At 69.4% G+C, this 21,003-nt stretch carries 24 protein-coding genes; 10 read left to right on the forward strand and 14 right to left on the reverse strand.

Annotation, left to right across the window (positions count from 1 at the left end; genetic code table 11):
* Positions 1-42: 42 nt before the first annotated feature.
* The 3 genes from HNR51_RS05235 to HNR51_RS05245 all read left to right on the forward strand — a co-directional run bounded on the left by HNR51_RS05235 (position 43) and on the right by HNR51_RS05245 (position 2,053).
* Positions 43-363, forward strand: coding sequence for a hypothetical protein (locus tag HNR51_RS05235; protein WP_182554203.1), 321 nt, complete (start codon positions 43-45; stop codon positions 361-363).
* Between the two features lie 45 nt (positions 364-408).
* Positions 409-963, forward strand: coding sequence for a Uma2 family endonuclease (locus HNR51_RS05240; RefSeq protein WP_182554204.1), 555 nt, complete (start codon positions 409-411; stop codon positions 961-963).
* A 76-nt stretch (positions 964-1,039) separates the two neighbouring features.
* A complete protein-coding gene (locus HNR51_RS05245) occupies positions 1,040-2,053 on the forward strand; it encodes an adenosine kinase (protein ID WP_012456876.1) in 1,014 nt (337 codons plus the stop codon).
* A gap of 52 nt (positions 2,054-2,105) precedes the next feature.
* Here the strand turns inward: HNR51_RS05245 and HNR51_RS05250 are convergent, their stop codons facing one another.
* Positions 2,106-2,528: an FKBP-type peptidyl-prolyl cis-trans isomerase gene (locus HNR51_RS05250; RefSeq protein ID WP_182554205.1), complete on the reverse strand. Its 423-nt coding sequence runs from the start codon at positions 2,526-2,528 to the stop codon at positions 2,106-2,108.
* A 66-nt stretch (positions 2,529-2,594) separates the two neighbouring features.
* Positions 2,595-3,074 carry a hypothetical protein gene (locus HNR51_RS05255; RefSeq protein WP_182554206.1) on the reverse strand — a complete coding sequence of 160 codons (480 nt, stop codon included), beginning with the start codon at positions 3,072-3,074 and terminating at the stop codon, positions 2,595-2,597.
* A gap of 333 nt (positions 3,075-3,407) precedes the next feature.
* Between HNR51_RS05255 and HNR51_RS05260 the strand changes: the two genes are divergently transcribed.
* Complete coding sequence (locus HNR51_RS05260; RefSeq protein WP_182554207.1) at positions 3,408-4,628, forward strand: CaiB/BaiF CoA transferase family protein; 1,221 nt, start codon at positions 3,408-3,410, stop codon at positions 4,626-4,628.
* Between the two features lie 81 nt (positions 4,629-4,709).
* A complete protein-coding gene (locus HNR51_RS05265; RefSeq protein WP_182554208.1) occupies positions 4,710-5,534 on the forward strand; it encodes an enoyl-CoA hydratase in 825 nt (274 codons plus the stop codon).
* A gap of 89 nt (positions 5,535-5,623) precedes the next feature.
* Here the strand turns inward: HNR51_RS05265 and HNR51_RS05270 are convergent, their stop codons facing one another.
* On the reverse strand, positions 5,624-6,301 hold the full coding sequence (locus HNR51_RS05270; RefSeq protein ID WP_182554209.1) for a GntR family transcriptional regulator: 678 nt from the start codon (positions 6,299-6,301) through the stop codon (positions 5,624-5,626).
* A gap of 222 nt (positions 6,302-6,523) precedes the next feature.
* Between HNR51_RS05270 and HNR51_RS05275 the strand changes: the two genes are divergently transcribed.
* Positions 6,524-7,570: a threonine aldolase family protein gene (locus tag HNR51_RS05275; RefSeq protein WP_152278793.1), complete on the forward strand. Its 1,047-nt coding sequence runs from the start codon at positions 6,524-6,526 to the stop codon at positions 7,568-7,570.
* A 100-nt stretch (positions 7,571-7,670) separates the two neighbouring features.
* Here HNR51_RS05275 and HNR51_RS05280 read toward each other — a convergent pair whose 3' ends face one another.
* The 5 genes from HNR51_RS05280 to HNR51_RS05300 form a co-directional block, all read right to left on the reverse strand.
* Positions 7,671-8,213 carry a DUF4142 domain-containing protein gene (locus HNR51_RS05280; RefSeq protein WP_012456883.1) on the reverse strand — a complete coding sequence of 181 codons (543 nt, stop codon included), beginning with the start codon at positions 8,211-8,213 and terminating at the stop codon, positions 7,671-7,673.
* Between the two features lie 107 nt (positions 8,214-8,320).
* The gene (locus HNR51_RS05285; protein ID WP_012456884.1) at positions 8,321-9,448 is read right to left on the reverse strand and encodes a carboxylate-amine ligase; all 1,128 of its coding nucleotides are present in this window, start codon (positions 9,446-9,448) and stop codon (positions 8,321-8,323) included.
* Between the two features lie 59 nt (positions 9,449-9,507).
* A complete protein-coding gene (locus HNR51_RS05290; protein WP_012456885.1) occupies positions 9,508-9,879 on the reverse strand; it encodes a hypothetical protein in 372 nt (123 codons plus the stop codon).
* Positions 9,876-11,597 (reverse strand): S10 family peptidase, encoded by a 1,722-nt coding sequence (locus tag HNR51_RS05295; protein WP_182554210.1) that lies wholly within the window; start codon positions 11,595-11,597, stop codon positions 9,876-9,878. The genes HNR51_RS05290 and HNR51_RS05295 overlap by 4 nt, the downstream gene beginning before the upstream one ends.
* A 5-nt stretch (positions 11,598-11,602) precedes the next feature.
* A complete protein-coding gene (locus tag HNR51_RS05300; RefSeq protein ID WP_012456887.1) occupies positions 11,603-12,055 on the reverse strand; it encodes a DNA polymerase III subunit chi in 453 nt (150 codons plus the stop codon).
* Between the two features lie 138 nt (positions 12,056-12,193).
* On the opposite strand from HNR51_RS05300, the gene HNR51_RS05305 reads away from it, so the two are divergent.
* Positions 12,194-12,475 carry a hypothetical protein gene (locus tag HNR51_RS05305; RefSeq protein WP_182554211.1) on the forward strand — a complete coding sequence of 94 codons (282 nt, stop codon included), beginning with the start codon at positions 12,194-12,196 and terminating at the stop codon, positions 12,473-12,475.
* Between the two features lie 60 nt (positions 12,476-12,535).
* Here HNR51_RS05305 and HNR51_RS05310 read toward each other — a convergent pair whose 3' ends face one another.
* From HNR51_RS05310 to secG, 5 genes are all read right to left on the reverse strand, one after another.
* Entirely contained in the window at positions 12,536-13,699 is a 1,164-nt protein-coding gene (locus HNR51_RS05310) for a glutathionylspermidine synthase family protein (RefSeq protein WP_182554212.1), read from the reverse strand.
* Entirely contained in the window at positions 13,699-14,331 is a 633-nt protein-coding gene (locus tag HNR51_RS05315) for a DUF1190 domain-containing protein (RefSeq protein ID WP_182554515.1), read from the reverse strand. The genes HNR51_RS05310 and HNR51_RS05315 overlap by 1 nt, the downstream gene beginning before the upstream one ends.
* 5 nt (positions 14,332-14,336) lie before the next feature.
* Complete coding sequence (locus tag HNR51_RS05320) at positions 14,337-14,735, reverse strand: DUF350 domain-containing protein (RefSeq protein ID WP_182554213.1); 399 nt, start codon at positions 14,733-14,735, stop codon at positions 14,337-14,339.
* A 17-nt stretch (positions 14,736-14,752) separates the two neighbouring features.
* The gene (gene pyrG, locus HNR51_RS05325) at positions 14,753-16,381 is read right to left on the reverse strand and encodes a CTP synthase (RefSeq protein WP_152278798.1); all 1,629 of its coding nucleotides are present in this window, start codon (positions 16,379-16,381) and stop codon (positions 14,753-14,755) included.
* 189 nt (positions 16,382-16,570) lie between these two features.
* Positions 16,571-17,041: a preprotein translocase subunit SecG gene (gene secG, locus HNR51_RS05330; protein WP_012456893.1), complete on the reverse strand. Its 471-nt coding sequence runs from the start codon at positions 17,039-17,041 to the stop codon at positions 16,571-16,573.
* A gap of 262 nt (positions 17,042-17,303) precedes the next feature.
* Between secG and HNR51_RS05335 the strand changes: the two genes are divergently transcribed.
* Together HNR51_RS05335 and HNR51_RS05340 are read left to right on the forward strand one after the other, a co-directional pair.
* A complete protein-coding gene (locus tag HNR51_RS05335; RefSeq protein ID WP_012456894.1) occupies positions 17,304-17,585 on the forward strand; it encodes a hypothetical protein in 282 nt (93 codons plus the stop codon).
* 23 nt (positions 17,586-17,608) lie between these two features.
* Positions 17,609-18,115 carry a cysteine hydrolase family protein gene (locus HNR51_RS05340; RefSeq protein ID WP_182554214.1) on the forward strand — a complete coding sequence of 169 codons (507 nt, stop codon included), beginning with the start codon at positions 17,609-17,611 and terminating at the stop codon, positions 18,113-18,115.
* Here the strand turns inward: HNR51_RS05340 and tpiA are convergent.
* Positions 18,103-18,867, reverse strand: coding sequence for a triose-phosphate isomerase (tpiA, locus tag HNR51_RS05345; protein ID WP_141954370.1), 765 nt, complete (start codon positions 18,865-18,867; stop codon positions 18,103-18,105). The genes HNR51_RS05340 and tpiA overlap by 13 nt on opposite strands.
* Before the next feature lie 227 nt (positions 18,868-19,094).
* Here tpiA and HNR51_RS05350 point away from each other — a divergent pair, with 227 nt between their 5' ends.
* Positions 19,095-20,999 (forward strand): peptidylprolyl isomerase, encoded by a 1,905-nt coding sequence (locus tag HNR51_RS05350; protein WP_182554215.1) that lies wholly within the window; start codon positions 19,095-19,097, stop codon positions 20,997-20,999.
* The last annotated feature ends 4 nt before the right edge of the window (positions 21,000-21,003 follow it).

Raw genomic sequence — 21,003 nt, forward strand, 5'->3', positions numbered from 1 at the left:
TCGACGGGCAGAAGCGTCGCAGGAACGGCGCGGGGACGGACCATGGCAGGACGCATCATCACGGCTCTGGCGCTCGCCGGCCTCGGAGGGCCGGCGCTTGGCGCTCCCTGCACCCCGCCGACGCCCCCGCCGGCCGAGGCGCGGCCGGAAAAACCGAAGCTCCCGGAAAAACCGGCTTGCCTCGACAAGAAGGATGGCTGCCCCGGCTGGGAGGCCTACAGCTACAACGACGCGATCAAGGCCTACAATGCCCAGGCCCAGGCTTTCCAATCGATCGCAGGGGCTTACGTCCAGAAGCTCAACGCCTACGTCAAGGCGAGTTCGGACTACGCGCAGTGCGAGGTGAAGGCGCTGCAGCAGTAGCGTCCCGCCTTCGCCGGCATCGGGAATGGTGATAGGCTCAAGCCTATGAGCGTGCAGCCCAAAGTCCGCATGACCGCCGATGAATTCCTGGCTTGGGCCGAGGGCCAGCCAGGACGACACGAACTCGCCGATGGCGAGGTCTTCTCGATGTCGCCGGAGCGTGTACGGCATGCGGTGACAAAATTCGCGGCGCAGACGGCCCTGCGCGATGCGATCCGCGCATGCGGCATCCCTTGCAAAATGCTGCCGGACGGCCTGTCCGTTCGGGTCGACGAGCAAACGGTCTTCGAGCCGGATGCTCTCGTCCATTGCGGCGGGCGTCTCGATCCCGATGCCACGACGGTCCCCGAACCGCTCATCGTCGTCGAGGTGCTCTCACCGAGTACGAAGCACGTCGATACCGGCTTCAAGTTCCAGGGTTACTTCCGCCTGCCGAGCGTGCAGCACTACCTCATCCTCGACACAGAACGACGTACGGTGATCCATCACCGCCGCGGCGCAGGCGACCTGATCGAGACGCGCATCGCCGCGTCCGGCGATCTCATCCTCGATCCGCCCGGGCTCACGCTTCCCGTCGAGGCCTTGTTCGCGGAGCCTTGACGCGGCCCTTGCTTGACGCTTGTCGAGCGGGGTGCGACAGGCCCGGCCCATCTGTCACGCGAGACCGGACGGCCCGATGTCCCAATCCCTCGACCTCCTCGTCCTCGGCAACGCCATCGTCGATCTCATCGCCCATGCCGACGAGGACTTCCTCGTCCAGCAGGGCGTGGCGAAGGGCGCGATGCAGCTCATCGACGAGCCGCGAGCCGAGAACCTCTTCGAGGTGATGGGCCCGGCCACCGTCGTCTCCGGCGGCTCGGGCGCCAACACCGCGGTCGGCGCGGCCTTGCTCGGCGCCAAGACCGGCTTCGTCGGCAAGGTTCATGAAGACGAACTCGGACGGCTGTTCAGCCACGACCTGAAGGCGACCGGCGTGCGCTTCGACGTGCCGCCCGCCACCGAAGGCCCGGCCACCGCCCGCTGCTTCATCCTGGTGACGCCCGATGGCGAGCGCACCATGAACACCTATCTCGGCGCCTGCCAGGGTCTCTCCCCGGACGACGTGGACGAGGCGACGGTGCGCTCGGCCCGCGTCACCTATCTCGAAGGCTATCTGTGGGATCCGCCGGCCGCCAAGGACGCGTTCCGCAAGGCGGTGAAGGTGGCCCATTCCGCCGGCAACGCCGTCGCGCTGACCCTGTCGGATGCGTTCTGCGTCGGCCGCTACCGCGAAGAATTCCTCGAACTCATCCGCAACGGCAGCATCGACATCCTGTTCGCCAATATCGGCGAGCTGCAGAGCCTCTACCAGACCGACGATCCGGACGCGGCGGTCGCAAGCCTGCGCGAGGAGCGCGGCGTCAAGGGCACGCACCTCCTCGGTCTCGTCACCCGCTCGGCGCAGGGCGCCCTGGTGGTGCGCGGCGGCGAGGTGCGGGCCGTCGACGCCTTCCCGGCGCGCGAGGTGGTCGACACCACGGGAGCGGGGGATCTGTTCGCGGCGGGCTTCCTGGCCGGCTATACCCGCGGCATCGACTACGCGGCCTCGGCCCGGCTCGGTGCACTCGCGGCGGCCGAAGTGATCGAGCATATCGGTGCCCGGCCGCAGCGGGATCTTCTGGCCCTGGCCCGTGAGCACCGGCTGATCTGAGGCCAAGGCTTACGGGATCCGGCGCCCTTAGGCGCCAGACCGGAAGCGACGATCAGCGCGAGCCGATCAGCTCCACGTCGAAGATCAGCGTGGCGTTCGGCGGGATCACGCCGCCGGCGCCGCGGGCACCGTAGCCGAGATCCGGCGGGATCGTCAGGATGCGGCGGCCGCCGGCCTTCATCGTGGCGACGCCCTCGTCCCAGCCGCGGATCACCTGGCCCGCGCCGATGGTGAACGAGAAGGGCTGACCGCGGTCGCGCGACGAGTCGAACTTCTTGCCCCGCTTGCCGCCGCCCTCATCGAGCCAGCCGGTGTAGTGGACGGTCACCTGCTGGCCGGTTTTCGGCTCCGGGCCGGTTCCGACCACCTCGTCGGTGTAGCTGAGGCCCGAAGGCAGGGTCACGGGCTGGGTGGCGGAAGCGGCACTGGTCATGGCGAGGGCGATGGCTCCGGCGATGGGAAGGATCGAGCGCATGGTTTCGTCTCGGCGCGTCGTCGCGGACGACGGGGCGCGCGGGTTAACACGCGCCCGGCCACAAGGCTAATAGCGGGCGCTGATCGCGCCACGCTCGATCGCCGGGCAGCCGCCGGCCTGCGGGCCGACCACGAGGTCGCCCTGGCGCGGGTTGTTGAGGGAGAGCGGCGCCGTATCCTTCCGGCCGATGAAACCGCCGCCGAGCTGATCCTCGAAGAAGCCGTCGCCGAAGCGGATGTAGCAGCGGTCGATGATCGCCACCGTGTCGTAGCTTGCCCGGTAGGAAGCCTGCTCCGGCAGGGCTCCGGGGCCGCAGGTCAGCGCCACGTCGATGCGGCCGGACTGGTAATAGTTGATCGTCTGCGAGCGGCCCGGCCGAACGGCAACCCAGGGCCCGCCGTCGCGGCTGACGAGGGCGATGTAGCCCGACTTGTTGACGATGCGACGCGCGCAGGACGCCTCCGCCGGAGCGGTTGCCGCAACGGTCATGACCATGGTCGTGGCGAAGGCCGCCGCCATCCCGAGTGCCGTACTCACATTCCGCATCGATCCCTCCGCTCCTCAGGGCCGGAAAGGGAGCATACCCGACGGCCACGCTTTCGCCGACAACCGGGAGCCGGCCCGCGCGTTCCATCGAGCGCGTCGAACCCGCCCACGAACCCGCTTCAAACGAAAAATCGCATTCAAAATCGATTGCCTCCTCGGCGCTACGACCCGTAAAATCAATTCAAAATGCGGACGACTGCCGATCGCCCGTGCGGTGTCAAAGCCGCATGACGGGGCGGCTCGCCGAGACAGGGAGGAGCGATGTGATGGTCTCTTGGCAGGCTTTCGACTCAGCTTGTGCGTGTGGCGCAGCGCTGCGGCATGGCTAGGGCAATGACACAAGCCGAAAGGTCCGGTCCGCTGGCCGGCGTGAAGGTCGTCGAACTCGCCCACATCATGGCCGGTCCGGTCTGCGGGCTGATGCTCGGCGATATGGGCGCGGAGGTCATCAAGGTCGAGAAGATCGAGGGGGGCGACGACACCCGCCGCTCGGTGCCGCCGGCTATCGAGGGCGAGAGCGCCGCCTATATGATGATGAACCGCGGCAAGCGCGGGATCGCCCTCGACCTCAAGAGCGCCGACGGCAAGGCGGTGCTGCGCCGCCTGCTCGCGGACGCCGACGTGCTGATCGAGAATTACCGCGCCGGCACGATGGAGCGCCTCGGCCTCGGCTACGATGTCCTCCGCCAGGAGTTTCCGGGATTGGTCTACTGCTCGCTCTCCGGCTTCGGTCGCTCGGGGCCCTATGCCGATCGGGCGGGCTTCGACCTCGTGGCACAGGGTATGAGCGGGCTGATGAGCATCACCGGCGAGGGGCCGGGCCGCCCGCCGATGAAATGCGGCCCGCCGGTCACCGACATCACCGCCGGCCTTCTGGCGGCGATGGGTGTGCTCGCCGCCCATGTCCACAAGCTGAAGACCGGCGAGGGGCAAATCGTCGATACCTCGCTGTTCGAGGCCGGCATCACCCTCACCTACTGGCAGTCGGCCATCGCCATGGCGACGGGGGTGGCGCCGGGGCCGATGGGCTCGGCCCATCCGCTCAACGCGCCCTACGAGGCGTTCGAGACGAAGGACGGCTGGATCACCATCGGCGCGGCCAACCAGACCAATTGGCTGCGCCTCCTCGCCGTGCTCGGCGCCGAGGATCTCGCCGACGATCCGCGCTTCTCGGCCAACCGCGACCGGATGGCGAACCGGGCAGCGCTGGCGGCGGCCCTCGCCCCGCATTTCCGCACCGCGTCCTCGGACGATTGGCTCGCGCGGCTCGAGGCGGGCGGCGTGCCGGCCGGGCCGGTGCTCGACGTGCTCGCCATGAAGGCCGACCCGCAGACACGCGCCCGCGCCATGGTGGTCGAGGTCGAGCATGCCCGCGCCGGGCGGATGGAGACGCTCGGTCTGCCGGTCAAGTTCTCGGCGACGCCGGGGCGCGTGCACGGCCCCGCGCCGCTGCTCGGCGAGCACAGCCGGGCGATCTTGCGCGAGGCGGGCTATGACGAGGCGGCGATCGCTGATCTTGTCGCCCGGGGCGTCGTGCGCGAGACAACGGCCTGAGACCGAGCCGTAGGGGAGCCGCCCGCCGGACGTCTTCCATGCGTTCGACGGCGCGTACGACAGACTGACGAGGAATGCCCGATGAACGCTGACGCCGAGACCGCTTCGAGCGACGAACTCCTGTTCGCGGTGGACGAGACGGGCATCGCCCGCATCACCCTCAACCGGCCGAAGGCGCGCAACGCGCTGACCTTCGCCATGTATCGCGGGCTGGTCGAGCTGTGCGAGCGGATCGAGGCGGATCGCGCGATCAAGGCCGTGATCATCACGGGCGCGGGCGACAAGGCGTTCGCGGCGGGCACCGACATCGCCCAGTTCCGCAGCTTCAGCAAACCGGACGACGCCATCGGCTATGAGCGGTTCATGGACCGGGTGCTCGGGGGGCTGGAGCGTCTGCGGGTGCCGACCATTGCGGCGATCGCGGGGGCCTGCACCGGCGGCGGTGCGGCCATCGCCGCGGCCTGCGACATGCGCATCGCCAGCCGGGATGCCCGCTTCGGCTTTCCCATCGCCCGCACCCTCGGCAATTGCCTGTCGCAGAACACCCTGCGGCGTCTCGCCAACCTCATCGGCGGTCCGCGGGTGAAGGACATCCTGTTCACCGCCCGCCTGGTCGGTGCGGACGAGGCCCTGGCGATCGGCCTCGTCAACGAGGTGGTCGAGGATGCCGCCGCCGTCGCGGCCCGCGCCGATGCGCTCGCCGCCCTGCTCGCGAGCCACGCGCCGCTCACGCTCCAGGCGACGAAGGAAGGCCTGCGCCGCATCGCCGAGGAAGGCACGGCGGAGACCGCCGAGGGCGAGCGCCCCGGCGACGACCTGATCCTGATGACCTACATGAGCGAGGATTTTCGCGAGGGGATGGAAGCCTTCCTCGGCAAGCGTCCGCCGAACTTCAAGGGCCGCTGACGCGGTCCCGATTCGTCATCGCAAGCGGCGGCGCGTTGGTCCCTCTCCGGGCGATGTGCAGCCCTGGATGATCCTGCCGCGGCTGCGCCTCAGTTCCCCTCCTCGCCGTACATGGCCGCGATCACGGGCTGCTTCGCGCGAATGTGCCGGCGCATCAGCGCGGCGAGCCCATCGCCGTCGCGGGCGCGCAGGAGCGGGATCATCTGATCGTGCTCCTCGACCGCCTGGGCCCACTGCGCCTCGGTCTGATGGGCGCTGTAGCGGGAGCGCTGGATGCGGCCGGTCAGGCCGAGATAGAGGCTGCGCAACTTGGTGTTGCGGCTCGCCAGCATGATGGCCTCGTGGATCTCGCGGTTGAGGCGGAAGTAGCTCGCCTCGTCGCGGGCCTGCCACGCCACCACCATCTCGCGATGCATCGTCTCGATCTTCGCCAGTTCCTCCTCGGTGACCGACCGGCAGGCAAGTTCGCAGGCGGTCGCCTCCAGTCCGGCGATGACCTCGATCATCTCTTCGAGTTCGGTGCGCGAGATGCTGGCGACGCGGGCGCCGCGATTGGGCAGCAGTTCCAGGAGCCCCTCGGTCGCCAGAATCTTGATCGCCTCGCGCAGGGGCGTGCGCGAGATTCCGAACCGCTCGGTCAATTCGCTCTCGTTGACGCGGGCGCGGGGCTCCAACTCGCCTTCGTTGATCAACTCACGCATCCGGTCCGCCACCTCGTCATGAAGGTAGCGGCGGCTGATCCCGATACTGGGCTCAATTCTATTCATCGAGCTCTCAAAGAATTTTAAATGCGAAACTTCGTGTGACAATTCCTAGACTTGCTGCTTCCGCCTGTCGAGATACGGGGCCGTTCCCAGCTTCGTGAGGCATGTTGAAAAAACTTGAGGTTCGGGAAAGATTGTCGGAGCCTCGACGGCTCGGCTTGCCGCCGATTGTATTTTTCATGCATTAGGCGCTGCCTGCGAGCCGCGACAGCGGAGGGATGCGCCATGATCGACCTGTTCAGCGACACCCAGACGCGCCCGACACCCGGCATGCGCGAGGCCATGGCGCGGGCGGAGGTCGGGGACGAGCAGTCGGGGTCCGATCCGACCACCAACGCCCTATGCGAGCGGGTGGCCGCGTTGCTCGGTCAGGAGGCGGCCGTATTCATGCCATCGGGCACGATGTGCAACCTCGCCTCGATCCTCGTCCATTGCCGGCCCGGCGACGAGATCATCGTCGATGATCAGTCCCACATCTACAACACCGAGGCCGCGGGTGCGGCGGCGATCGGCGGGGTCTCGGTCAAGCCCCTGCCGACGCGGGTCGGCTTGTTCACCCTCGCGCAGGTCGAGGCGGCGATCCGGGTTCCGCAGCGCACGGCGCCGCGCTCGCGGCTGGTCTCGATCGAGCAGACGACGAGCTTTTCTGGTGGCACCGTCTGGGACATCGGCACGATGCGCCTGATCCGCGACTACGCCCAGGCGCGCGGCCTCAAGGCGCATATCGACGGGGCGCGCCTGCTCAACGCAGTGGTGGCGACCGGCATTCCGGCGGCGGACTATGCGGCCGGGTTCGACAGCGCCTGGATCGATCTCAGCAAGGGGCTGGGCTGCCCGGTCGGCGCGGTTCTCTGCGGCACGCGGGACTTCGTCGAGCAGGCGTGGCAGTGGAAGTACCGGCTCGGCGGCGCCATGCGCCAGTCGGGCGTGCTGGCCGCGGCGGGGCTCTACGCCCTCGACCACCACATGACCCAGCTCGCCGCGGACAATGCCCATGCCGGCCGCCTGCACCGGGCGATCGCCGACGTGCCGGGGCTGGCCTTCGACCCGACGGCGGGGCAGTCGAACATCCTGTGCTTCACGGTGGAGGCGCTCGGCATCACCGCTTCGACCTTCGCCAGCGCCTGTCTCGAAGAGGGGGTGCGGGTGCGGGCGATCGGCACGCATCAGATCCGCGCCACCGCCAATCTCGACGTGGACGGCGCCGGCATCGACCGTGCTGCCGAGGTGATCCGGGCGAAGGCGGCGCAGTTCGCGGCAGGGGCCGCGTGACGGGAGCCTCCGATCAGGCTCAAGGCCCGCTTGCGCTCGGCCTGTCCGAGCCCATGTTGCGGGCGGCGCCTCCGACGAGCGCCGCCCGCGTGGCAAAAAACTACTTCTTGTCGAGATCCTGAGCCATCTTCAGGTGCTCGTCGAGATGCGGCTTGGTCTTGATGGCGAAGGCCTTCAGCGCCGCGTTGTCGCCGCCCTCGGCGTAGCGCTTGTAGAGGTCGGTGGCGTTCTTGTGCGCCGTCACCTGATCGTCGTGATACTGCTTGGTGAAATCCTCGCCGCTCAGGCTCTTGAGCTTGTCGAGCTTGCTCTGGTGGCTGGAATCCAGCTCGGTCGGCAGGGTGAGCTTCATGTCGCCGGTCTGGACCACGGATTTCAGCTCGTCCGAGGTCTTCTTGTGATCGTCGATCATCTTCTGGGCGAAGGCCTTGGTCTTCTCATCGGACTTCTCCAGAGCCAGCTTGCTCGACTGATTCTCGAACATGTCGCTGATCACGGCCTGCGTCACGAAGTCCTGACTTGAAGGGGCGACGCCGATCAGCGAGTTCACGCCGGTCTTCTCGCCGACGGACTGGGCATGGGCCGGCATCCCCGCCGCGCCCAACAGGAGCAGGCAGGCGGCGGCGGTGAGTGTCGTTCTCATGGACGTCTCCTCAGGCAAATTCGGACCTGTCGGAGCAACCGGAGCGGGCGTGCGATGTTCCTGGGTGGGTGCCTGTGCGGACTCTTGGGCGGGTTGGCGGGGCGCCGTTACGCTTCGCAGTTCGCCGTCTCGCGGGCGAGCCAGTCGATGACGCAGGAGAGCGCCTTGCGCTCGCTGCCGCCTGCGGCGAGCGAGGCCTCGTAGGCGCGGATCTGCCCGTCGGCGCTGGAGCCGCATTCGGCGATGGTGAGCGCGTGGGCGACCTGGGCGGCGCAGCCCAGAGCCGCGGCGTCCTCCGCCACGAGGTCGAGCATGCGCGCGACGAGCTGGCGCACCGGCACCGCCTCCTCCTTGTCCACGTCGATCAGGGCGGCGTGGATGCCGTCGCGCTGCGCCCGCCACAGGTTCTCCATCACGAAGCCCCGCGAGGCGCCGGTCGGCGTCCCGTTGAGGTCGGGCCGGCGCACGCAGAGCCGCACGAGGCAGCGGTAGAGCGCGGCGATGGCGAGCGTGTCCTTGAGCCGGGTGCAGCTGTCGGCGACCCGCAATTCGAGGGTCGGATACCGGATCGATGGACGGATGTGCCACCAGAGATAGGTCGCATCCTCGATCGCCCCGGCCTGGGTCATCACCCGCACGTAGCGCTCGAAATCCTCGGCCCCGTCGAACAGCTCGGGCAGGCCGGTGCGCGGCAATTCGGCATAGGCCCGCAGGCGGTAGCCGGCGAGCCCCGTGCGGTGGCGCTCGTAGAAGGGCGAGGAGGTGGAGAGCGCGAGCAGGACCGGCAGGTACGGCATCAGCCGGTTGATCAGGTCGATGCGCTGGTCCGGATCGGGCACCTCGACATGGACGTGCAGGCCGCTGACGATGGAGCGCCGCCCCACCATCTGCAGTGTCTCGATCATCTTGCGGTAGCGGACCTTGGCGGTCTCGCGCTGGTCGGTCCAGATCGCCGTGGGGTGGGTGCCGGCGGCGAAGACCTTCAGGCCGTGCTCGCGGCCGATGGCGCAGAGGCCCGTGCGCAGCTTGGCCAGCGCCTCGTGCGTCTCGGCAAAGCTCGCCGAGGGTTTGGAGCAGATCTCGGCCTGACTCTCGAGCATCTCGCGCTCGACACCCTCCAGCCGGCCCCGCGCCGCCTTGTGGAAGGCCGAGACCGATTCGCGCGGCGCGGCACGGGTCCGGCTGCTCGCCAGGAACAGCTCCTCCTCGATGCCGAACCGGTACTCGTGTGCCATCGTCTGTCCCGCCTGCCCGTCCTGCCCGGAAGCAAGTGCGGGCCCAATCGATCCGCGCGTTAACGAACGATACGATCGAGGCGGTTGTTCACGAAGAAATACAGCTCCTTGGCGCCGGGCTCGGTGTAGAGCACCTGCACCTCGCGGCCGGACCGGCCCTCGCCGACCAGAACGTCGGTCGGCGGGCGGCCCTTGAGCCGGACGAGGTCGCACTCGCCGATGCCGGTCGCGATGGCGGTGGCCGTTCCCGGCACCGGGCCGGTGCAGCCACCGTTCCCGTCGAGCACGGGACCGAGGGCGACGGCCGGCGCTGCTGGCGCCGCGGGCAGCACCGCGCTCGGCGGAGGCGGCGGCTGGATCGGTTCGCGGCGCTCGGTGCTGTTGCAGCCCGCCAGCAGCAGGGCGGGCAGAAGTCCCAGAAGCAGTCTCAAGGCGTCGGTCTCGTTTCCGGCAGGGTCGCACCCGATGCGCCCTCCCCCGTCGCGCTGCCGTTCGAGCGCGTCTCCAGCGCCCGGGCGAACAGGTCGGCGGCGTCGTCGTGGAAGGCGTTGCGCGAGTCCGGCCGCGTGTAGAACATGTGGCCGCCGGGATAAACCGAGAGCTTGAGCCGGTCGGCCGAGCCGTAGACCGGCATCTGGTCCAGCAGCATCTTCGAGGTGAAGTAGGGCGTCACGAGATCGGTGAAGCCGTGGGCGACGAGCACCCGCATCCGTCCGTCGAGCGCCAGCACGTCCTTCAGGGCCCCCATCGCCTCCGGCGCCGAGCGGCCCGAGCCCCAGGTCCAGCCGCGATTGACCGCCCCGTTGAGCAACTCGTAGCGCATGTTCTCCACGCGCCAGCCGAGGCGGCCCTGATAGAGCTGCACCATGGCGGTGGTGAGCGGTGCCTGCAGCGCGTCGAGCACCGGATCCTCAAAGCCCGATTGCGGGGCGGTCGGGTCCGGATCCCAGCCGGTCACGCCGGTATCGTAGGCCGAGAGGACGCGGCCGACATCCCGCCCGATCTCGCGCTGGTAGCTGTGGGCGGTCAGCCGCCCGGCTTGGCGCCGCACGGTCTCGCGATCGAGCCCGGTCAGCGCCGACACCCTTTCGGCGAGCCGCGTCACGGCCTCCCGGTCGGCTGGGCCCTTCAGGAGATCGGCGAGATAGGCGCCGGTGGCGTAGGTCTCGGCCTCCTTCATCAACTCGCGGCTCGGCGTCGTGCCCGCGCGCTCCAGGGCTGCGGCGGCAAACGAGGGGAGCTTGGTGACGAAGCCCCAGGGCGTGGTGCGGGCCGACTGCAGCCACGCGAAGTCGAGCACGGGGGAGAGCAGCACGAGACCCGAGAGGCCGACGCCGACATCCTGCTGCAGCTTCTGCGCGATCAGCGGGCCACGGAAACCGCCATAGCTCTCGCCGACGAAGAATTTCGGCGAGGCGAGCCGGTCGTTCTGGCGAAGATAGCGGGCGATGGCCGCCGCCAGCACCGAGGCGTCCGTGTCGACGCTCCAATACTTCTTGCCGTCGCCGTCCGCCGCACGGCTGTAGCCCGTCCCGACGGGATCGATGAAGACGAGATCGGTGAAGTCGAGCCAGGTCGCCGGGTTCGGCTGGAGTGCGATCGTCTGCGAGGGGCTGATCGAGGCGCCGTCCGTCGGCAGGCGCCAGGGGCCGATCGCGCCGATATTGAGATAGGCCGAGGCGGCGCCCGGCCCGCCATTGACGCCGAAGGTGACCGGCCGGGCGGCCCGCTCCTCCGGTTTGCCCGCCTTGGTGTAGGCGATGAAGGCGATCTCGGACTGCAGCTTGCCCTCCTCGTCGACCAGCGCGAGGCTGCCGGCGGTCGCCGTGAAGTTCAGCGGCTGACGGTTGGGCAGATCGATGCTGTGCTCGGTGGTGGTGTCCGGCGGCAGGCGGCGCCCTTCCGGCGCCTTGCGCGGCGGCTGAGCCTGTCCCTTCGCTTGCGTCTGCCCTGGACTATCGCCCTGCGGACCGTGCTGGGCGAGCGCCGGCAGCGGTCCCAGCCCGACCGTGAGGGAAAGGAGGCCGGCGAGGCAGAGCCGGGTCGTCGCGGCCCGGGACGTAGAAGACAGGGCTGGATTCATCGGGTTCTCGCGATCCTCGAACGGTTGGTCGTGCGTGTTGTCGCGCCGTCCCATCGGACGACGCATTGATCTCACGCCTTCTTGGTCCAGCGCCCGCTCTCGTCCTGCTGCCAGTAGGCGACCGCGTGGCCGGCGGCCTTGGCGCCGCGCCATTGCTCGCGGGCATGGAGCAGCGCGTCGGTGTCGGTGCCGTCGAACAGGATGCAGATGCGCTGGTAGCTGCCCGCATCCTCCGGCAGTTCCGCCCCCTCGACGAGGAAACGGATCGAGGCGGCGTTGGGATTGGTCTCCCGCAGGGTCAGCACCACGGGCTGGCTCGCCGCATCCGTGTCGCGGTCGGTCCCATGGGGCAGGAAACTTTCGTCGGTATAGGTCCAGAGGCCGTCGTCGAGCGCCTGGAGCCGCTCCTCGCTCACCGCCTGGATGGCCGCCTGCCAGCCGCGCTCCAGCGACTTCTCGAGGAGGTTCGGCAGCACCTTTTCGAGGGGCTGGCGCTGAAGGTGGTAGAACAGGATCTCGGTCACGGCTCCGTCTCATATAGGGTCCGGCAGCGCTTCGGCAGTGCGGACGCAGCGTCGCGGCCGGAGAGACGAATTTGCTCTGAACAATGCCGGCGGCGGCGGGTTCGCCCCTCACGAACGAGATCAGGGACGGAACAAGCCATGCCGATCAAGACCATCGCCCTCGCCGCCGCGGTGACCCTCGCCGTCTCAGGCGCCGCCCTCGCCCAGTCGAGCACCGGCAAGGGCGGCACCGGGGGCACCACGGACAGCACCAGTCCGGTTCGGAACAACACCGGCAACAGCATGCGGCCCACGACGGGCGGAACCACCGGCTCGACCGGCACCATGGCGCCCGGCGCCACGACGGGTTCGACCACGGGCGGTTCCATGGGCGGCGGCGCGGGCAGCGCCGGCGGCGGCAACAGCGCCGCGGGCCGGTAAACGCGAAACGTCCGGGATCAGAGGGGCCGGAGATTCTCCGGCCCTTTTCACGTCCAGGGCTCAGGCCGGCTCGATCAGGTGGGGGACGAACAGCGCACCGTCCCCGGTGATCGGCCCGTCCGATTCGCGGATGCACAGACCGGCCGGCGCGTCACCGACGATCCAGGCGCCGACGAGCGGGCGGCGGCCGTCGAAGCGGGGCAGTTCCGCCAGCCCCTGCCGGATGGTGCCCTCCGCACCGTACGGCCCGGCCTCGCCGGCGATGCGCGTCCCCTCGGCCGAGAAGATCTCGACATTGGCCCCCTCGCGCGAGAGCAGCGGTTTGCGCACACAAGCGCCCAGGCTCGCGCAGGCCGGGTTGTCCTCGAAATAGGCCGGCAGCAGGTTCGGGTGGCCGGGTTCGCGTGCCCAGAGATGGGCGAGCAGGCCCTTGTTGGAGAGCACCATCTTCCAGGGCGGCTCGAGGAATCGTGTCGGCGCGGCGGCGACCGCCGGGCCGAAGGCGTCCTGAAACGCCCATTCCCACGGGTAGAGCTTGAACAGGGCGGCGAAGGCCCGCTCGTCGGGCCCGCAGAAGGCGCCGTCCGCGCGCAAACCGATCTGGGCGAGGTCGAGCAGGATCGTCTCGCAGCCGGCCTGCACCGCGCAATCCTGAAGGTAGCCCGCGGTGCCGAGGTCTTCCGGGCCGCTCGTGTCGGCGGCGAAGGCGAAGAGACCGGGCGGCGCGATCTCGCTCGGGCGCGCGATCAGCCGCTCGTGGATCGCATTGAACTGGTCGCTGCCCGCGGGAAGGTGCCCATCCCGCAGGCCCTGTTCGAGCCAGAGCCACTGGAAGACGGCACTCTCGTAGAGGGCGGTCGGCGTGTCGGCGTTGTATTCGAGGAGCTTGGCCGGTCCGGTCCCGCCGTAGGAGAGATCGAGGCGGCCGTAGAGGCTCGGATCACCCCGAAGCCAACTCGCCCGCACCGTGTCCCAGGCCGCCTCCGGAATGGCGAGGGAGGCGAGGATGCGCTCGTCCGAAACCGCATCGGCGGCGAAGGCGAGGCAGAGGCCGTGCAGTTCCGCGCTCGGGCCCTCGATCGCCTCCTCGATCTCTGTGAGGGAAAAGGCGTAGGCGTGGCTCTCGTCCCAATAGGGCGCGCCGTCGATGGTGTGGAAGGTGAAGCCCGCCTCCCGCGCGATCTCACGCCAGCCGGGTCGCTCTCCGCAGGGTATGCGGCGCATCAGCTGCCGCCGAAGGAGGAGAAGCTCTTGCCGCTGCTGCCGAAGCCGCCGAACTGCGTCGCCTTGGCGGCGGCAGGCTTGAGCGTTGCCGAGGAGGCGTGGCTTCCGCTTCCGGTCGAGATCTTGCCGCCCGACCCGGTGCAGTAGTTGCCCTGATGACCACCGTGACCCTGGCGGTGGTCGTAGACGGGTTCGGGTATCACCCAATCGGACGCCCGGCGACCGAGCAGGAAGCCCGCCATGCGCGGGACGAAGCGCGGCGGCGCATTCGGATCCGGCAGGCAGTGCGACGCCCCGTGATGCTCCTCGCATTCCATCGATGAGCCGTAATGCGGCGCGGTCGAGGGATAGGCCGCGCGGGCGGTGGCGTAGTCGCTGCGGCACTCGTCGGCCGGGCGGATGCCGTCGGCAGCGCAGGCGGCGGCATCGGCGTAGACGAGGACGTCCTTCGACGGCGCGGTCCGGTCGAGGGAGCCGAGGCCGAGTGCGGCAAGGCCCGCGCTTGCCACCAGCACCGTGGAGACGGTCTGCGAGCGCTTGCTCGCAGACCTGTCGGGCGGTTCGACACCCGGAGCAGGCTCGGCCGGCCGGCGTCGGCCGAAGATTGCCTGGGCCTCGCGGTCGTCCGCCAGGGGGGTCAGTAGCTCATGCAGGCGGCGTTCACGAGGCCGCCCGCCAGGGAGGCGGCCCCGAGCAGCACCGCAGGCGCGGTCTCGCCGTCGTCGATGCGCCGCGACAGGTTCGGCAGCAACGGCCGCATCAGCCAGTAGATCGCGACCTGCACCACGAGGGCAACGAGCCCCCAGACGAGGCAGTCGAGGAGCGAGCCGGCATAGCGCACCGCCGCCGAGAGCGGGATCGAATAGCCGAGCAGGCTTCCCCCGAGCGCCAGCGCGGCGGCGAGGTTGCCCTCGCGCACCAGGGCGATCTCCCGATGCGCCGTCGCGGTGAGGTAGGTGACGAGGTAGAGGGCGGTGAGGCCGAGGGAGACGACGAAGTAGGCAAGAAAGGCCGGCAGGCCCGAGATCGTCGTCAATCGGATTCCCTCTCAGGTCAGACCAAGCGGCTCTGCTCGATCGCGGCGGCGATGAAGCCCTTGAACAGCGGATGCGGCTCGAAGGGGCGCGACTTCAACTCCGGGTGGAACTGCACGCCGATGAACCACGGATGACCCTCGTGTTCGACCGTTTCGGGCAGGAGGCCGTCCGGCGAGGTGCCGGAGAAGCGCAGACCCTTGGCTTCGAGGCACTCGCGATAGGCCATGTTGACCTCGTAGCGGTGCCGGTGGCGCTCCGAGATCTCGGTATCGCCGTACATCTGCGCGATCTTCGTGCCCTCGGCCAAAGTCGCCTTGTAGGCGCCGAGGCGCATCGTGCCGCCGAGGTCGCTCTCCGCCGCGCGCCGCTCCAGCTCGTTGCCGCGCATCCACTCGGTGAGCAGGCCGACCACCGGCTCCCGGGTCTCGCCGAACTCGGTGGAGTTGGCATCCGTGATGCCGGCGAGCGAGCGCGCCGCCTCGATCACCGCCATCTGCATGCCGAAGCAGATGCCGAAATACGGGATGTTGCGCTCCCGCGCGTAGCGGGCCGCGCGGATCTTGCCCTCCGCGCCGCGCTGGCCGAAGCCGCCGGGCACGAGGATGCCGTGAAGCCCTTCGAGGAAGGGCGCCGGGTCCTCGCGCTCGAACACCTCCGCCTCGATCCATTCGAGATTGACGCGCACGTTGTTGGCGATGCCGCCGTGGGTCAGCGCCTCGGTGAGCGACTTGTAGGCGTCCTTCAGCCCCGTGTACTTGCCGACGATGGCGATGGTGACCTCGCCCTCGGGGTTGCGCACCCGCTCGAGGATGTTCTGCCAGCGCTCGAGCTTCGGCTCTCCCTCGGGCTCCATCTGGAAATGCGCCAGGATCTCCCGGTCGAGACCCGCCTCGCGGTAGGAGAGCGGCACGGCGTAGATCGTGTCGACGTCGCGCGCCTCGATGACCGCGCTCTCCCGCACGTTGCAGAACAGGCCGAGCTTGCGCCGCTCGTCGACCGGGATCGGCCGGTCGCAGCGGCAGAGCAGGATGTCGGGCTGGATGCCGATGGAGCGCAGCTCCTTCACGGAGTGCTGGGTCGGCTTGGTCTTCAGTTCGCCGGCCGAGGGGATGTAGGGCAGGAGCGTCAGATGCAGGTAGCAGACGCTGCCGCGCGGGCGTTCCTGGCCGATCTGGCGGATCGCCTCGAAGAAGGGCAGGCCCTCGATGTCGCCGACCGTGCCGCCGATCTCGACCAGCACGAAGTCGTAATCGTCGTTGCCGTCGAGCACGAACGCCTTGATGGCGTTGGTGACGTGCGGGATCACCTGGATCGTGGCGCCGAGATAGTCGCCGCGGCGCTCCTTGGTGATGATGTCGAGATAGATCCGGCCCGTGGTCACGTTGTCGGCGCGGGAGGCCGGCAGGCCGGTGAAGCGCTCGTAATGGCCGAGATCGAGGTCGGTCTCGGCGCCGTCGTCGGTGACGAACACCTCGCCGTGCTGGGTCGGGCTCATCGTGCCCGGATCGACGTTGAGATAGGGGTCGAGCTTGCGCAGGCGGACGCGGTAGCCGCGGGCCTGGAGCAGAGCGGCGAGTGCTGCTGAGGCGAGCCCCTTGCCGAGAGAGGAAACCACGCCGCCGGTGATGAAGACGTACCGCGTCATGGGCTTTGGTCCATAAAGGGGCTCAAGCGATTCGCCAAACCGCAACGGATGCCGCACCCCGCCGGCCACGCGGGAGGCTGCACGGGGTCAAGCCCCTCATGCCGTTGAAGAATTCAAGTCTCTTCCTCACGGCCGATGCGCCGGCCGCAAGGGTCTTATCCGCAGATTGTGCAGCTCAGCCGTCCCGCCTCAGCGCGACTGCGGCGCCTCGGGGGTCGCCGGCGCGGCCGGCGGTGCGCTCGGGGCGGGCGTCGCCGGGGTGGCGGGCGCATCGGTCGGTACCGAGGCCGGCTGGCCGCCCGACGGAGCGCCCTGGCCCGCGCCACCGCTGCGCAGCGTGTCGAGCAGGTTGTCGGCGTTCACCGGCTTCTGGGTCTGGGTCTGGCCCTGCGGCGTGCCGGCCTCGTCGAGGATCGAGCGGGGGGCGGCGCTGCGGTGGGCGAGGATCGCCAGCGCGATGCTGGTGGTGAAGAACAGGGCCGCCAGGATCGCGGTCGCGCGGGTGAGCGCGTTGGCCTGACCGCGGCCGGTCATGAAGCCGGAGACGCCGCCGCTTCCGCCGCCGCCGAGCCCGAGCCCGCCCTCCGAGCGCTGCAGCAGCACCACGGCGATGAGCGCCAGCACGATGATGAGGTGGACGACGATGAGGACGGTCTGCATAGCGATTCCGGTGCCCGCTCGCGCGGGCGCTGTCGGTGTGCCGGATAGGGGCGGCGCGCGAAAGCAGCGCGCCCGCGTATCCGCTGCACGAAGTGGGGGCTCCTACACCGTTTGCCCACCCGCGCCAACCGGCCTTCGCGCCGCCGGGCGGGACAAAGGCCGTCCGTTCGCCGCGCGCTCGACAGAAAGGCCCCGCGATAAACGCGTACTGAGCAGGGTGATGGCATGGTCATGGGGGCTCGGCCCGTGCAAGGAGTCGGGGATGAGCGATTTCCAGCATGAAGCCGGGCGGCTTGCCGCCTTCATCGACCGCGCCGACCGCGAGGAGATGGCCGCCGTCCAGAACGATCTCCTGCGGATCGCCCTGGAACGGCCCGATCCGGCGGGACGAGCCAAGGCCATGGAGGAGGTGCAGGCCGCTCTCGCCGACCGGATCCGCCCCGAGGGGATGAGCCCGCTGCAGCAGGCCTTCTACGTCGCCGTGCTCTCGATGATCGAGCGGACCAAGGAGGCCGTGGCCAAGGCGCCGGCCCGCTCCGAATAAGCACGGCCCGGACGGCCCACCCCATGGCCCCGGACCGGCAGGCCCTCCTCGTCGTCGATGTTCAGGCGAGCTTCCCGGTGCCCGAGGCGATCGTCGCGGGCATCGCGGCCCTGAGCCGGAGGCTGCATACGGTCGCGACCGTCGAGCGCCACGACGAGGCCGTGACACCGTTCGCGCGGCAGCTCGGCTGGAGGCCGCCGGTCGATGCGAACCCGTTGGTTCCGGCCGACCGGGTCTTCGTCAAGCACGGCTACCTGCCGCCGCCCGCGCTGATCGACCATTTCAGGGCGCGCGGGATCGAACGGGTCCTCGTCTGCGGCGTGCAGGCCGAGACCTGCTGCCTTGCCGCCGGCTTCCTGTTGTTCGATGCGGGCTTGCATCCGACGCTGCTGCGCTGGCTCAGCGTCGGTTCGTCGCTCGACCGGTCGGGCGACCTCGGCGCCGCGCTTTGGCGGCACCATTTCGGCAGCGTGTTGGAGGAGCCCGACGCGCTGGGGCTTACATCCGAGCCCCTGCCCTATCCCTCGTAGGCGCGGCAGATCCCCAAAAAGTCCTCCGCCACGAGGCTGGCGCCGCCGACGAGCGCGCCGTCGACGTTCTCCACCGCCATCAATTCGCGGGCGTTCGAGGGCTTCACCGAGCCGCCGTAGAGGATGCGGATCTTGTGTGCCTCCTCGCCGACGAGCTTGTCGAGCATCTCGCGCAGGGAGGCGTGGACCTCGGCGATCTCCTTCGCCGTCGGCGTGCGGCCCGAGCCGATCGCCCAGACCGGCTCGTAGGCGATCACCGTGTCGTCGCCGGTGGCGCCCTTCGGCAGGCCGATGGCGAGCTGCGCGCGGACGATGTCGAGCGCCCGGCCCTGCTGGCGCTCCTCCATGGTCTCGCCGACGCAGATGATGCCGCGCAGGCCGGCGCGGCGGGCGCCCAGTGCCTTGGCGTGGACGCCGTCATCGGTCTCGTAATGGTAGGCACGCCGTTCGGAATGGCCGACGATGACGTAGGTCGCGCCGAGATCGGCGAACATCTCCGCCGAGATCGAGCCGGTGAAGGCGCCGCTCGGACGGGCATGCAGGTTCTGGCCGCCGATGGCGACGGGCGAGCCGTAGACCGCGGCGACGCAGGAGGAGATCAGGGTCGCGGGCGGACAGATCAGCACGTCGATCTTGTCCGTAAGCGCGGGTGGGAGCCCGTCGCGGATCGCCTCGACGGTCGGAACCGAGGAGCGCAGACCGTTCATCTTCCAGTTGCCGGCAACCAGCGGACGGCGTCCCTCGCTTGCCATGGCGTCCCGGTTCTCCGTGTCTCGGTGGAAGGCTGCAACGTTGTCGGCGCACCTAGCAGAGCAAGCTTGGGCGCGCAAACGACCTTTGGGACATCGCCCCCCGGCCGTCGGCGTGCCATCGACATGCCCTTTGCGCCGCCGCCCCGATCGTCTATCGCGGGGCTCGAATTTGTTCCCCGGTTCCCGAAAGGAGCCGCGGACCGTAGAGATTTAGGCCCGGGCGTCCGATGCTCCAGTCCATTCGCAGCGCCAGCCAGCATTGGCTCGGCAAGGTCGTGCTGACGGTGATCTTCACCTTCCTGATCGCCGGCGTGGCGATCTTCGGTGTGGAGGAGTTTTTCCGCGGCGGTTCGAGCACGACGGTCGCCACCGTCGGCAAGACGCCGATCTCAGCCGAGGAGGTGCGCACCGCCTACCAGAACCAGCTGCAGCGCTATCAGGCGCAGCTCAAGCGGACCCTGACGCCCGACCAGGCGCGGGCGATGGGGCTGGAGCGGCAGGTGCTGGCCCAGCTCATCACCGAGGCGGCGCTCGACCAGAAGACCGCGGATCTCGGGCTCGCGGTCTCCGATGCGGCGGTGCTGCGGGCGATCCAGGACGAGCCGAGCTTCAAGAACGCCAACGGCAGCTTCGACCGTGCCCTGTTCTTCCAGACGCTCCAGCGCGCCGGCCTGAACGAGGCGATGTTCGTGCGCGAGCAGCGCTCGGTCATCGCCCGCCTGCAACTGGCCGACGCCATCGTCGCCGAACTGCCGGTGCCGCAGGCCATGCGCGAGGCGGTGCACCGCTACTCCACCGAGCGCCGCGACGCCGCCGTGCTGACGCTGGCGCCCTCCGTCGCGGGCGAGATCCCGGCGCCGACCGAGGAGGAGCTGAGCGCCTACTACGACAACAACAAGGCGTCCTTCCGCGCCCCCGAATACCGCAGCCTCAATTTGCTGGTGCTCGACCCCGCGGCGCTGGCCAAGCCCGACGAGGTCTCCGAGGAGGAGGCGCGCAAGGTCTACGACGCCAATCACAGCCGGTTCGGCAAGCCGGAGCGGCGCACGATCCAGCAGATCAGCTTCCCCGACGAGGCCGCCGCCAAGGAGGCGCGGGCCAAGATCGAGAGCGGCGAGACGCCATTCGAGACGGTGGCCGCCGCGCGCGGGCTCGACCCGAAGCAGCTCGACCTCGGCACCCTGACGAAGGCCGAATTGTTCGATCCGGCGGTGGGCGACGCCGCCTTCGCCCTGGAGCAGGGCAAGGTGAGCGAGCCGGTGAAGGGCCGCTTCGGCACCGTGCTCCTGCGCGTGACAGCGATCGAGCCCGGCACGGTCAAGCCGTTCGACGAGGTGAAGGACGAGATCCGCCGTGAAATCGCGCTCAAGCGCGTGCGTGACGGCGGCTTCGACAAGGTTCAAGACGCGATCGAAGATGCCCGCGCCTCGGCCAAGCCGCTCGCCGAGATCGCCAAGGACCAGGGCCTGACGCTGCTGTCCATCCCGGCGGTGGACGCCCAGGGCAACGATCCGTCCGGCCAGCCGGTCGCCGGCATCCCGGACAAGGAGACGACGCTGCCGGCCGCCTTCCGTGCCGATGTCGGCAACGACACCGAGGTGCTGCGCACCAAGACCGGCGGGGCGATCTGGTACGACGTCGTCAAGATCGACCCCTCGCACGAGAAGCCGTTGGCGGAGGTCCGCGACGAGGCGGTGAAGGGCTGGACGAGGGCCGAGGTCGAGAAGCGCCTCGTCGCCAAGTCCAAGGAGCTGACCGAGCGCCTGGAGAAGGGCGAGGCGATCGAGACCCTCGCGCAGGAGGCCGGCCTGCCGCTGAAGACGGTCGGCGAGATCGCCCGAAACCAGACCAAGGACGATCTCTCGAGCGAGATCGTCGAGCGCATCTTCGCGACGCCCGTCGGCAAGGCGGCCTCGGCCCCCGCGGGCGAAGGCCGCGCGGTGTTCAAGGTGACGGCGGCCACGATGCCGGCCTTCGTGCCCGGCACGCCGAGCGACACGCAGCTCGTGGCTTCGCTGCGCACGGCGATCGCCGACGACGTGCTGGCCGAGTTCATCGCCGAGGTGCAGAAGAGCGCGGGCGTGAACGTGAACCAGACCGCCCTGCGCCGGGCGCTCGGCGGCGAGTACTGAGGCG

It is taken from the genome of Methylorubrum thiocyanatum (assembly GCA_014138645.1).
GTDB lineage: Bacteria > Pseudomonadota > Alphaproteobacteria > Rhizobiales > Beijerinckiaceae > Methylobacterium > Methylobacterium thiocyanatum.